This is a genomic window from Pseudarthrobacter sp. efr-133-R2A-89 (genome assembly GCF_030209315.1).
Lineage (GTDB): Bacteria > Actinomycetota > Actinomycetes > Actinomycetales > Micrococcaceae > Arthrobacter.
Genome location: NZ_JARVSE010000004.1, coordinates 209,252 through 222,110, shown reverse-complemented (window position 1 = coordinate 222,110; position 12,859 = coordinate 209,252). Strand labels below are relative to the sequence as shown.

Annotated in this window: 11 protein-coding genes; 1 reads left to right on the top strand and 10 read right to left on the bottom strand. The window is 66.1% G+C overall.

The genetic code is table 11. The features are described from left to right. Positions 1–28: 28 nt before the first annotated feature. The 9 genes from uidB to QRM95_RS08670 form a co-directional block, all read right to left on the bottom strand. A complete protein-coding gene (gene uidB, locus QRM95_RS08710) occupies positions 29–1,417 on the bottom strand; it encodes a glucuronide transporter (RefSeq protein ID WP_285247392.1) in 1,389 nt (462 codons plus the stop codon). A 196-nt stretch (positions 1,418–1,613) separates the two neighbouring features. Further along, positions 1,614–3,044 (bottom strand): mannitol dehydrogenase family protein, encoded by a 1,431-nt coding sequence (locus QRM95_RS08705; protein WP_285247391.1) that lies wholly within the window; start codon positions 3,042–3,044, stop codon positions 1,614–1,616. Then, positions 3,041–4,444 (bottom strand): glucuronate isomerase, encoded by a 1,404-nt coding sequence (gene uxaC, locus QRM95_RS08700; protein WP_285247390.1) that lies wholly within the window; start codon positions 4,442–4,444, stop codon positions 3,041–3,043. Before uxaC ends, QRM95_RS08705 begins: the two co-directional genes overlap by 4 nt. A 3-nt stretch (positions 4,445–4,447) precedes the next feature. Further along, the gene (locus QRM95_RS08695; protein WP_285247389.1) at positions 4,448–5,353 is read right to left on the bottom strand and encodes a sugar phosphate isomerase/epimerase family protein; all 906 of its coding nucleotides are present in this window, start codon (positions 5,351–5,353) and stop codon (positions 4,448–4,450) included. 4 nt (positions 5,354–5,357) lie between these two features. Continuing rightward, positions 5,358–6,518, bottom strand: a complete 1,161-nt coding sequence (locus QRM95_RS08690) for a Gfo/Idh/MocA family protein (protein ID WP_285247388.1) — start codon at positions 6,516–6,518, stop codon at positions 5,358–5,360. Further along, the gene (locus tag QRM95_RS08685; RefSeq protein WP_285247387.1) at positions 6,515–7,363 is read right to left on the bottom strand and encodes a sugar phosphate isomerase/epimerase family protein; all 849 of its coding nucleotides are present in this window, start codon (positions 7,361–7,363) and stop codon (positions 6,515–6,517) included. The genes QRM95_RS08690 and QRM95_RS08685 overlap by 4 nt, the downstream gene beginning before the upstream one ends. Before the next feature lie 2 nt (positions 7,364–7,365). Beyond that, positions 7,366–8,289, bottom strand: coding sequence for a carbohydrate ABC transporter permease (locus tag QRM95_RS08680; RefSeq protein ID WP_285247386.1), 924 nt, complete (start codon positions 8,287–8,289; stop codon positions 7,366–7,368). Beyond that, the gene (locus QRM95_RS08675; protein WP_285247385.1) at positions 8,286–9,296 is read right to left on the bottom strand and encodes a carbohydrate ABC transporter permease; all 1,011 of its coding nucleotides are present in this window, start codon (positions 9,294–9,296) and stop codon (positions 8,286–8,288) included. The genes QRM95_RS08680 and QRM95_RS08675 overlap by 4 nt, the downstream gene beginning before the upstream one ends. Positions 9,297–9,302: 6 nt before the next feature. Beyond that, positions 9,303–10,661 carry an ABC transporter substrate-binding protein gene (locus tag QRM95_RS08670; RefSeq protein ID WP_285247384.1) on the bottom strand — a complete coding sequence of 453 codons (1,359 nt, stop codon included), beginning with the start codon at positions 10,659–10,661 and terminating at the stop codon, positions 9,303–9,305. Positions 10,662–10,878: 217 nt separating this feature from the next. On the opposite strand from QRM95_RS08670, the gene QRM95_RS08665 reads away from it, so the two are divergent. Then, positions 10,879–11,931: a LacI family DNA-binding transcriptional regulator gene (locus QRM95_RS08665; RefSeq protein WP_285247383.1), complete on the top strand. Its 1,053-nt coding sequence runs from the start codon at positions 10,879–10,881 to the stop codon at positions 11,929–11,931. A 22-nt stretch (positions 11,932–11,953) separates the two neighbouring features. On the opposite strand, the gene QRM95_RS08660 is transcribed toward QRM95_RS08665, so the two are convergent. After that, positions 11,954–12,832 (bottom strand): phosphotransferase, encoded by an 879-nt coding sequence (locus QRM95_RS08660; protein ID WP_285247382.1) that lies wholly within the window; start codon positions 12,830–12,832, stop codon positions 11,954–11,956. Between the last annotated feature and the right edge of the window lie 27 nt (positions 12,833–12,859).

Below are 12,859 nucleotides of genomic sequence, written 5' to 3'. Positions count from 1 at the left end.
TTGTGGCGGGAAGGAGTGTTTTCGGCGGTCAGCGGCGGTCAGCGTGGATGGCTGTTTCCTGGCCGTTCAGTGATGCGGTCACGGCCTGGCGGGCCTTGATCTCCGCGACGATCTCCGCGTGGGCAATATCGGTGAGCTTGTAGAACCGCATGATAGCCATGCCCAGGCCGCACAGCACCAGGGGGACCAGGCCCGCGGCGAGCTGGAGCCCCTGGATGGTGGCCTCGCTCTGGCCGGCTTCGGCCCGGACGTATCCTGCGCTCGCGATCGCATAGGCCATGACCGCTCCGCCCAGGGCCCGGCCCATCTTGCGGGTGAAGGAGAAGAGGGAGTAGATGATGCCTTCGGTGCGGACCCCGGTCCGCGCCTCGCCGTATTCCACGGTGTCCGCCTCCAGGGCCCACACCACGATGTTCATGACCTGGACGCCCAGCAGGCTTACGACCAGTCCGGTGAAGGCGAGGTAGGTCAGTGAATGCGGGGTGAAGATGACCAGCAGCGAACCGGCCAGCACCAGGCCGCCGGCCATCAGGTACAGGGCTTTCTTGCCCCAGCGGCGGACCATGGCAGGGGTGAGGACGATGACGACGACGGCCAGCACCACGTTCACGACGGCCATGGGCTGGGCCAGGCTGACGTTCTGCAGTACATCGCGGAGGTAATAGACCTGGATGGTGGACAGGCCGGTGCTGGCGGTCAGCATCAGCGGCGAGGAAATGCAGAGCGTCAACAGCGGACGGTTTCCCTTGAGCGTGGCCAGCGACTGCTTGAAGGTCACCTTGGGGACGTCCCGGTGCACCACTTCACGGGTGGTGAAGACGGTCAGCAGGTACAGCGCCATGCCTGCCACCACAAAGCTGATGGTTAATGCGGTGAAGAGCGGCTGCAGCTCGGCGGCGCCCTGCTTGGTGAGCGGGGTGATGAAGAAGAGCAGCCCGGAGCCCACCACCAGGGAGCCGCACGAACGGGCAGCGCCCAGCTTGGCGCGCTCGGCGGGCTGCTGCGTCATCGCTCCGGCCAGTGAACCGTACGGGATGTTGACCAGGGAATAGGCCAGGCCCAGGCCTGCGTAGGTGAGGTAGGCGTACGCCAGCTTGCCGTCGTGACTCCAGCCCGCGGGGACCGAGAACGTCAGTGCGCTCATGATCAGCAGCGGGAGGCCGCCGAAGAGGATGAAGGGCCGGAACTTGCCCAATGTCCGGTGGAAGGTGCGGTCCACGATCCTGCCGGCGAAGATGTCCGCGAAGGCGTCGAAGAAGCGGACCAGCAGGAAAAGGGTGCCCGCCGCCGCCGCCGAGATACCCGCCACGTCTGTGTAGTAGAGCAGGAGGTAGGTGGTGGAAAGCGTGAATGCAAGGTTGTTGGCGAGATCCCCGGCGCCATAGCCGACGATACTCAGCTTGCTCAACTGTTTCATGATGCGGGCTCCTTTACCCGGTGCGGCCTGCCGGCCGCTCCATGGGGCCGGGGCTTTGTTCTGGCTGCAATCCTAACGACATGGCAAAACAACGGCAACCGGTTGCCAAAAGTTGCATAGAAAACCGATGAAAAAGGCCGTCCCTGCGTCGGAGCGGGACAGCCTTCTTCATGGATGGTTCATGGCAATGGACGGGCTACAGCGGCGCTGAGTGGCCGGCAACCGTCCCGCACAGGCCCTCCAGCAGGGCCACGACGCCGTCGTCCCCGGACAGGGCCGGATCGACGACCGCCAGCAACGCCTTGGTCCGTTCAGTCCCCTGCAGCCGGTTGGCAGCGGCAACGTCCCCGCCCAGCGGATCCTGGAACGATGTGGCCGCGGCACTGTAATCCATCCAGGCCGCGATCATCAGCGCGGCCCCCGCACCGGTCCGGCCGGCCGCACGCTCGGCCTGCAGCACCGGAACGGCCCGCATGCGCAGCTTGGTACTGCCGTCCATGGCGATCTGGGCCAGGTTGTGCGCGATCCTGGCATTGCTGAACCGGGACAGGAGGGCTTCCCGGTACGCAGTGACCTGCAGGTCCACGGCAGCCGGAAGGTTGGTTTCCGCCTCGTCCCAGAAGGCTTCCACGGCACGCCGGCATTCCGGGTCCGCCAAGGCTTCGGCCACGGTTGTGTGGCCCCTCAGCTGGCCTGCGTAAGCCAGCAGCGAGTGCGCCCCGTTGAGCAGCCACAACTTCCGGTTTTCATACGGTTCGATATCCGCCACGAACAGCGCCCCGGCGTCTTCCCAGCGCGGGCGCCCTGCCGGGAAGTCCCCGCTGAGCACCCAGCTGGAGAAGGGCTCGGCAACCACCGGCGATTCGTCCCGGTAGCCGCAGGCTTCCCGGACGGCTGCCAGGTCCTGGTCGGTGGTCCGTGGGGTGATGCGGTCCACCGAGGTGCTGACGAAGCTGACGTTGGCGTCAATCCACGTGGCGAACCCGGGGTCCCACGCCCGCGCGAATCCTGCCACGCCCTGCCGGGCCACCGTCCCGTTGTTGGACAGGTTGTCGCAGCAGACCACAGCGATCGGGCCCGAGCCCGCGTCCCGGCGGGCGGCGAGCGCCAGCACCAGGCGCCCCAAGGGCGTGGCCGGCCGTCCGCCGCCTGAACCCAGCCGCGCAAGGTCGGCTGCGACGTCGGGCGCGTTGACGTCAAGCTGGCCGTCCGCGCCCAACCCGTAGGCCGCCTCGGTGATGGTCAGCGTGACCACGGCAGTTTCCGGGGCGGCCACCAAGGTGGTGAGCCTTTCAAGGTCCGCCCCGTCCACAGCCTCCACGATGCTGCCGAGGACCGTGAAGGAGTCGCCCTCGTCTGCCCGTTCAACCAACGTATACAGCCCGTCCTGCTCCGCCAGGACAACGGCGGCATCCGGCCGGCGGCCGGTGAATGCAGCAATTCCCCAGTCCGCCGAATCCGATGCCTGCTGGGTGTACCAGGCCTGGTGGGAGCGGTGGAAGGCCCCCAGGCCCAGGTGCACGATGCGCACGGGGGCCTTCGGGACCGGCCGGAGCTGCCGGTTCAGGCGCGGCAGGCCGCCCGCCGGAAGGGTGGCGGACGGCGCGGCCTCCAAGGGGGCACTCACAGCTTGAACACCCTCCGTGGCGACCCGTCCACGATATCCACGATAAGTTCGTGTGCCCGTTCCTCGGTGACCCGGTGTTCGGCCACGAGGCGGGCCAGGAAGGACGCCTCGATCCGCCGGGCCGTGTCGTGGCGGGCCGGGATGGAGCAGAAGGCGCGGGTGTCATCGATGAACCCGGAGGACCGCGTGAAACCCGCGGTCTCCGTCACCGCGGACCGGAAGCGCAGCATGGCGTCCGGGGCGTCCAGGAACCACCAGGGCGCACCGAGGTAGACCGACGGGTAGAACCCGGCCAGCGGCGCCAGTTCGCGGGAGAAGACGGTCTCGTCCAGGGTGAACAGGACCAGGTGGAAGTCCTTGGCCGTGCCAAAGTCCTGCAACAGCGGCCGGATGGCTTCGGTGTAGTTCACCGCCACCGGGATGTCGTGTCCGGTATCGGCGCCGAAGGCCTCGAACGTGGGTGCGTGGTGGTTCCGGAAGGAGCCCGGGTGGATGGTCATGACCAGCCCGTCCTCCACCGACATCCTGGCCATCTGGTACAGCATGTGGGCTTCGAAGGCGTCCCTGTCCCGGGCGCTCGCCTGGCCCGTCCTGCCGCGCTCAAAAAGCCGCTCCGCCTCGCCGTCGTCCAGTTTCAGGGTGGCAGGGGTGAAGACGCCGTGGTCGGCGGAGACGGCGCCGCGCTCCACGAAGTGCCGCCGCCGCGACTCAAGCGCCTTGATGTACCCGGCATAGCCGTTGGCACCCTCCCCCGCAGAGCCGAGAAGGCGTTCAACGTTCTCCTGCCAGGCCGGATGTGCCATGTTCAAGTACTGGTCCGGCCGGAAGGTGGGCAACACCCGGCCGGCGAAGGCGGGGTCCGCATGCAGCGCAGCGTGGCTGTCCAGCGAATCCAGCGGGTCATCCGTGGTGGCGAGCACCTCGATGTTGAATTCCTTGAACAGTTCCCGGGGCCGGAAACCGGGCTCGGACAACTTGGCCTGCAAGGCATCGTAGAGCCGGTCGGCGTTCTGGCCGGACGGTTCCTCGGCCAGGCCGAAGACGTGGGCGAACTCCTGCCGGATCCAGTACCCGGAGGCGGTTCCTTCGAAGGCGGGCCATGCTTCACAGAAGTGCCGCCAGACCTGACGCGAGTCCGCGGGCTGGTTGCCAAGGCCCAGCTGGTCCATGGTCACTCCGCCCGCGTGGATCAGGCGGGTGACGTAATGGTCCGGGGTGACCAGGAGTGCGGCCGGGTCCGGGAACGGCGTGTTCTGTTCGATAACGGCAGCGTCGACGTGCCCATGCGGGGAAATGATGGGGAGCTGCTCCACGCGGGAGAAGAGCGAGCGGGCAATGTCCCGGACCCCGGGATCGGCGGGCAGGAGCCGGTCCGGGTGGTCCGCTATGGTCTGCGCCATGGTTCAACGCCTCCCGGCTGCGACTTTGAGCCCAGCCAAGGCGGCCGTGGCGCGGAGGTACTCGAGGTTCGCGGCGGTCCGTTCGGCCAGCGGCAGCTCGGTGGAAAAGTCCTCCACGGTCACCCAGCCGTCGTAGCCGAAGGCTGCGAGCGCCTTGAAGTACTGCAGGACGCTGCCCTGGCCCGCGCGCAGGGGCGCCCACTCGTTCTTGAAGATGGCTGCCCCTGATTCGTCGGTCTCGCCGCTGTCCACCCACACCGCGTTCTTCACGTGAACGTGCGCCAGGTAGTCGCCGAGGAGCTCGAAGGCGGGGAGGTAATCCTCCTGCCCTTCGATCAGCAGGTTTCCCAGGTCATGGATGACGCCGACGTGCCGGGGGTCCAGGCCGTCCAGGAGCCGCAGCGCCGATGATGCCGATGCGGTGATGGTGCGGTGATGCAGCTCCACGAGCGCCTTCACTCCGTGGTGCGCCGCCCGCTCGGCAATCCATTCGAAATCGCGGCGGGCAGCGGCAAACAGTTCCGGGTACGGGGTGCCGCTGGCCGGTTCGTTGCCCCAGGCTGCGGTTCCGAGCGGCGGCGTGGTCACCCGCACCTGGCCGGCTCCGAGCTTGGCGGTGGCGGCGAGCATGCGGTCCACATCGTCATGATTGTCGCACCGCGCATACCCGCCGATGCCGGAGAACTCCAGGCCGGCGTCGCTGGTAATGGCGGCGATCCGGTCCAGGTGGTCTTCCATTCCGGCCAGCGGCACGGTTGCCTTGTTCCCGGCCCAGAAGCCGGGCTCGGGGGCTTCGCCCTGGTCCGTGATGCGCCATTCGACGCCGTCCCAGCCCTGGCCGGCTAGCTGCTGGACGGCTTCCTCGGGGGTCCACTCGGGGGTTGATGCGGTAAATACTGAGAACTTCATGGTGTCAGGCGCTTTCTGCCGTGCTGCCGGTGTGGACTTCGAGGTCGTTGTACTTGCCTGCCAGGACATCCTCGAAGAGGACGGGCTGGCCGAGGGTGGCCGAGACGTACACCGAACGCACCGCGGCAAGGGCATTGACGGCGTCGCTGACAGTAACTCCGGGTTGCTTCCCACCGGCGATGGCGGCCAGGATGTCCCGGTACTGACGGACGTGGCCGGCCGGGTACACGGTGGGATCGGCTGCTTTGTAGTCTTCCTCCGGGTACTTGGCCAGTTCTTCCTGCGCCTGGTTGCCGCCGCCCTGGAGTCCCATGTCCGCCGAGGCGCCGCCTGCGGCGCGGCTGTGGAAGTAATCCAGCCGGTCGTTGTCCACCACGGCCGAGCCCTCGGAGCCCATGAGCTGCACGCGCACGGTCAGTCCCGGGTGGGCGGCAGTGGTGGCGTGGAGGACGGCCAGGCCGCCGTTCTCGAAGGTCACGGTGGCTACTGCCGTGTCTTCCACTTCGATCCGTTCGTGGGCGAGGCGGGCGGTGTGCGCGAAGATTTCCACCGGCCGTCCCATGAACCACAGGAGCAGGTCCACGGTGTGCACGCCCTGGTTCATGAGGGCGCCGCCGCCGTCCATCGCCCAGGTGCCGCGCCAGTCGCCGGAGTCGTAGTAGCCCTGGCTGCGCCACCATGCCACCGAGGCGATGGCGGAGGTCAGCTTACCGAAGCGGCCATCTGCGATGGCGCGGGACACGGCGACGCTGGACTGGTCGAACCGGTGCTGGCTGATGACCGAGGCAACGATGCCCTTGCCGGCTGCTTCCTTCGCGGCTGCCTCGATTTCCTGGGCCCGGCTGAGGTCCACGTCGAGGGGCTTTTCGATGACCACGTGCTTGCCTGCCGCCAGCACCTCCAGGCTCTGCTGGATGTGCAGGCCGCTGGGAGTCGCCAGTGCCACGAGATGGATGTCTTCGGCGGCGAAGGCCTCCGCCTGGGTGGTGTACAGGGCCGGCCGCGTACCGCCCTGTTGTTCGATGAAGTCCGCGAGTGCTTCGGCGGCCGCCGGGATGGCATCGATGAGGGCGACGATGCGGACTTCGGGGAATTCGCGGAGGGCTACGGCGTGCGTGCGGCCAATGACGCCGCACCCGGTGATGGCTGCGTTCAAGGTGCTCATGCGGTCTGGACTCCTGCTTCTGCGGTGACTTTGGCGAAGGCGCGGGCTGCGATTCCGAAGGCCGTGGGGCCGGAGAAACCGCCCAGGCCGTGGGCACCGGCGAGGTGCGGCTCAAGGGAAGCGAAGCCCTCGTAGCCGTCCGCCTTGAGCGCCTCGACGGTCTTCAGGACGTCCCCGTCGCCCTCGCCGGCAGGCACTACGTGGCCGTTGGCAAAGAGGGCGTCCTTGACCTGGAGGTATTCCAGGTGCGGGCGCAGCTTGGCGTATCCCTCGTCGAAGGGCTTGACGCCCACCTGGACGAAGTTTGCAGCGTCCCAGGCCACCTTCAAGGCAGGTGAGTCCACGGTCTCGATGATGTCCAGGACGCGGTCCGGGACGTCTCCGAAGATGTCCTTCTCGTTTTCGTGCAGGAGGATCACGCCGGCTTCCTCGGCCACGCCGGCCAGGGCGCGCATGCGCTCGATGACGTCATCGCGGATGCTGTCCACCTGGACTGACTCGCCGTAGTAGAAGGAGAAGATGCGGATGTACTTCGCGTCCAGGACCTTGGCGGCATTGACCGCACGGCGCAACCGCTCCACCTCATGCTCCACCGGGAGGCTGACGTCCACTTTTCCTATGGGCGAGGCAATGGCCGAAACCTTCATGCCTTTATCTGCCAGCAGGGCGGCAAGTGCCTGGAGCTGCTCGTCGCTGAGGTCCACAATGTTGGTGCCCCATGCGCTGCGGACCTCGATGTGGTTGGCGCCGAGGGCCTGCAGCACGGCGATCTGGACTGCGGGGTCGTCGTCGATTTCGTCGCCGAAACCTGACAGCTGCCACGCGACCTGGGTGGTCGAGACCATGGTTATTTAACTCCTCCGGCGGTCAGCCCGCCTACTAGGTAACGCTGGAAAATCAGGTAAAGAATGACCACTGGTGCTGCACACACCAGGGCTGCGGCCATCATCTGGCCGTAGTAGGGAATGGCGCCGCCTTCCTGCGAGGCACCAAAGATTTGCAGGGCGACGGCGGCGGTCTGGCTTTCGGGGCGCGTCATCACCGAGGCGAAGAGCACGTCGTTCCAGCCGAGCAGGAAGGCGAAGATGCCGGAGACGACGATGCCGGGCCAGCTCAGGGGCAGCACGATGCGGAAGAGGACGCCGAGGTTGGACGCGCCGTCGATCTTGGCTGCTTCCTCCAGTTCCTTGGGGAGCCCGCGCAGGTAGGTGACCATCACCCAGGTGGAGAACGGCATGGCGAAGGTCAGGTAGGTCACGAACAGGCCCCACTGGGTTCCGATCACCTGGATGCCGAGGTAGGTTGCCGCCGAGGAAAAGAGCACGAACACCGGCAGCACCATCAGGGTTCCGGGGACGGACTGCAGGGCGAGCAGGCCGCGCAGGATGCTGAGCCTTCCACGGAAGCTGTACCGGACCAGGACGAACGCGGTGGAAACGGACAAGGCCGCGGATACCACGGCGGTTGATCCGGCCACCAGGACACTGTTGGTCAGGCCGGTGGCGAGACCCACGCTGGTCCAGATCTTCGAGTAGTTCTCGAAGGTCACCGATGACGGCCAGAACTCGCCGTTGGCAACGCCGATGTCCGAGTTCACCGATGCCAGGAAGATGTAGAGCACCGGAATGAGGACGAGTGCACCCAGGAAGACAAGGATGATGACCAGCAGGGGGCCGGGCAGGAGCCGCAGCACCTCGTGCTGGCGGTGTGAGCCCGGACGGTCGACGCCCGCGGTCGGCGCGCTCCGGCGACCGGCGATGGTGGCGCTCATTTCTTCGCTCCTGGGGTGTCGGCGTCGTCAAGCTTCACGGCGCGGAGGTAGACGAACAGCGGGATGGCGATGAGCACCAGGGAGATGAAGGCCATCGCAGCACTCAGGCCAAAGCGGAAGCTCTGGAAGCTGGTGACGTAGGTCAGGATGGGGAGGACTTCCACGTCCGTAGGCGCCGGGACCCCGAACAGCACGAACGGAAGGGTGAAGTTGTTGATGTGGTGCAGCATTCCGATCAGGAAGGCCAGCGCCAGCGGGCCCTTCAGGTACGGGAAGATCACGTAGCGGAGCTTGTTCCACCACAACGCCCCGTCCAGGGCTGAGGCCTCGTGCACCTCATGGTCCACGGACTGCAGGCCGGACAATGCCAGCAGGTAGATGAACGGCCAGGAAGCCCAGATCTGGACCAGGACCAACGTCCAGAAGGTTTGGGGTCCGTTGAGCCAGAGTCCCACGTGGATTCCCACGGTGCCGAGGGCCTCGTCGACGATGCCGCCGGGCTGGAGCATGGTCCGCCAGACGGTGGCCACCACGAAGGACGGCAGGACATACGGGATGAGGAAGACCGAGCGGACCAGGGCGCGGCCCTTGAAGGCGTTCTGGGTTGCCACGGCAGCGGCAATGCCCAGCGGCAGGGTCACCACCATGGCAAGCAGCGAGTAGCTGACGCTGAGCCAGACGGCGTGCAGCAGCGGCGAGTTGGTGACGGCTTCAACGAAGTTTTCAGCTCCGATGATTGGTGCACTGACCCACTTCCGCAGCGTGTACTGGTCCAGGTTGAGGATGGACATGTAAATGCCCAGCAGCAGCGGCACCACGATGATGATGATCATCAGGACCCCGCCGGGGATCAGCATCCAGAGCGGGCGGTTCCGCTCGCTCAGGCCCTTGCGCCGCAGGCCGTCCTTGGGGCCGGGCTGCTGCCCGGCGTCATTGGCGGTCCGGGGCGCCCGGCCTGCGGCGGAATCCACCGCAGGCCGTACTTCATGAGAGGCGTCGGTTGACATCAGAACTTATCCTTTGGAGGCCCGGTCCAGGGAAGCCTGGCCCTTGTTTTGGGCGTCTTTGATCCGGGTATCGAGGGCGGATCCGTCCACCTTGCCGGCGGCCAGGTCCGGGATCGACTGGACCGTGACGTTGAGCAGGCCGAGCTGGATATCGCCCCAGGCGCCCGTGAACGGGGTGGCCTTGGACTTGGCGGCTGCATCGGCCAGCGGCTTGAGCTTGGCGTCGGTCAGGGTGGCGAGGGCCTCTGCGTTGGCCGGGAGGTCACCGAAGACCTTCTGGTAGTTCAGCTGTTCGTCCTTGGAGGTGATCAGCTTGATGTAGGCGAAGGCCAGGTCCTTCTGCTTGGAGTAGTCGGCCACCACCAGGTTGTCGCCGGAGAGGATGCTGGCGGCGTCGCCGTCGGACTTGGACTGGGTCTGACCCGGAGCGATGGTGGGCATCAGGGCGTACTCGTACTTGCCGGCAATTGCGGACTTGTCCAGGGTGGGAATGGAGCTGGACGTGGTCATCATGAGGTAGCCGGCCTTGCCGCTGGCGAAGGCAGCTACGGCGTTGCTGTTGCTCCAGCCAATCGATGCGGGGTCGACCACTTTGTCGTTGGTGAGCCAGCCGAAGTACGTTTCGTAGGCCTTCTTGACCGTGGGGTCATCCATCTTCAGCTTGTTGCCGTCCACCAGCGGGTTGCCGGCCTGGACGGACATGGCCCAGATGAACTTCCAGGGATCGAAGCTGTCCTTGTATCCCGTGGCGATGCCGTAGGTGCCGTCCTTGGTCATCTTCTTCGCCTGGGCGGCCAGGTCATCCCAGTTGGTGGCAGGCTTGTCGATGCCCGCGGCAGCCAACAGGTCCTTGTTGTATGCCATGACGAACGGCCGGCTGACGAACGGGATGCCGGCCAGGTGGTCCTTGTCCGGCCCGGAGATTCCCAGGGTTGCCGGGTTGAAGCGGTCCTTGCCGCCCACCTTCTTCCAGTCGTCGTCGGAGAGGGTCACGAAGGCCTTGGTGGCAAAGGCCGTGGGGGTGAACGTGGTTCCGAGGCTGTAGACGTCAGGGCCCTGGCCGGAGACCACGGACGTTTGGATGCGCGTGAGTTCATCGTTCGCCGAAGCGAAGGTCTCGAACTTCACGTCGGCGCCGGTCTCGGCCTTGAACTTCGCGGCAATATCGGACTGCCACTGCTTCTGCTGTTCCGGGTACTGGCTGGAAACGTTCACCAGGACGCTCAGCGTCTTGCCAGTGCCGTCCACTTTGCCGTCCGAGCTGGTCGAGCCGCCCCCGTTCCCGGAGCTCGATCCACACCCGGTCAAGGCGAGCGCTGCAGCCGTGACTATCGCCGCAAGCCCAGTAGTCGATTTAAACCTCATTGTTTCTTCTCCTCTAGGACACCCGCATGGCCACATCCGTCTTGTGGCGGAAATCACTGCAGGCGACTCGAGAGCCAGTCTAGGAAATTGGAAAGCTTGCGGCAAGCGGTTGCCAAAAGTTGCCATGAGTGGTGTCATTGGATCATCCAAAGTCGGGGAACGCCGGTCGGAACAGTGCCGGCGGATGCCCCAAGCCAGCGATGAAAGGTCGGCAACCATGGCTAATCCATCGGTGGAACCCGCTCCGCAGGGGGCCGGGGATGCGAACGCCCGGCGGGACCGTCCGCCCACCATCCGGGATGTCGCCGAGCTCGCCGGCGTCGCCACGTCCACGGTCTCCAGGGCCCTCTCGCGGCCTGACCGGGTGAATCCCCGGACGCGGGTCCGGATCGAAGAGGCAGCCGCCGAACTCAACTACATTCCCAGCTCGCAGGCGCGCGGCCTCAGCTCGGGGCGGACGAACGCCGTGGCCGTGCTGGTGCCCGATATCACCAACCCGTTCTACTTCGACATCATCCGGGGTACCCAGCACCAGCTCAAGGCAGCCGGCGTGACGCAGCTGCTGGTGGACACGGAGGAGTCCAGCGAGATGGAACTGGATGCGCTGCACAAAATGCGCAAGTCGGCTGATGGCTTCATCCTGGCGGCGTCCCGCCTGACCGATGCCCAGCTGACGGAAGTCTCCCAGACACAGCCCCTGGTCACGTTCAACCGCGCATCCACCAGCGCTCCCACCGTGATGATCGATACGCCGTCGGCCATCATCCAGGCGCTGGAGCACCTGGCATCGCTTGGCCACCACAAGGTCTGCTATGTCGCCGGTCCCCCCACCTCCTGGTCAAACCAGATGCGATGGAAGGTGTTCGAAGAGGACGCCACGAAGCGGGGGATGGAAGTCCACCGGATTGGTCCCTACGCGCCCAAGACAACGTCCGGGGCGGCCGCGGCGGATGCCGCTGTCCGCACCGGGGCCACGGCCTGCATCGTGTTCAACGACCTGCTCGCCATTGGCATGCTCCAGCGGCTGCAGGCCCGCGGCATCCGGGTGCCTGCGGACATGAGCATCATCGGCTCGGACGATATCTTCGGCGCTGATTTCTGCAATCCGCCGCTGACCACCATTTCCAGTCCCATCGAGCAGGCGGGCAGGGTGGCGGTGTCCATGCTCCTGGCCCAGCTCAATCCCCTTCCGGGAAGCGCCACCCGGAAACTCGCCGTCATGCCCACCCACCTGACGGTCCGGGAATCGACGGGCCCGGCGCCCGCCTGATCAGCCCACGACCCGACGAAGGCTAGTCCAGCTGGAGGCGGTCCAGGGCCTCGCGAAGCATGCGGTGGCCTTGGCGTTCAAAGTTCCCATCCCCCACCTGGTACGCCCAGACCGCCGTGCCGATCGCTTCCCGGAGCAAGTCGATGCGCCACACCTCCATGGACCTTGGGTCAGTTCCGTATCCCTCCAGAAAGGCCTTCTCCAGCTCTGGCCTTCCCCGCCATTGCTGCACCGCCAACCGGCACAGATCAGTGGCGGCCGGCCTGAAATCGAACCTGCCGAAGTCGATAATCCGAAGCTCGCCATTGTGGATGAGCCAGTTCCGCGGCTGCCAGTCACCATGGGTGGGAACTACGGTGATGGGGGCAGGCCGGTACTCCGCAAGGCGACTCCGTGCCTCCAACTCGATGGATGGATCGATGCGATGGTCCCGGTCCAACCACGCAAACGCCTTCGCCGTGGCCCGCGCTTCGCAGGTGTCATCGCAGCGGAGCTCCTGGCTGTGAATCACCTTCAACAGTTCGCCGGCCTGGGCGTAGGTCTCCGGGACCTGCTCGGCCGGGGTTCCCTCCACCAGAACGCCCTCAAGGTACTCAGTCACCAGGATGTTGGCGTCCGGGTCTGAATGAAGCAGGCGGGCTGCCCGGCCGCGCCGGGCAAGCGGCCGTGTATAGGCGTTGTGGGCCGCGACCTCGCGGCCCAGGTGGTGGTTCGAAGGTCCGGCAGCCTTGATGATTACCTGCCCGGTGGCCGCCTGGACCTTGAGGACCTTGGTGTCCACGATCCCCCAGGACAGGTCGGCGATAAGTTTCGGCGAGCCAAGCCACCCCTCAGCGAGCCTGGACTGTTCGGCGCTCAGCAGCCCGCCATCCCACTGCCCTGCCCCTGAACTTTGCCCCATGATCTGAAGCCTAGCAACGGGCGGTCC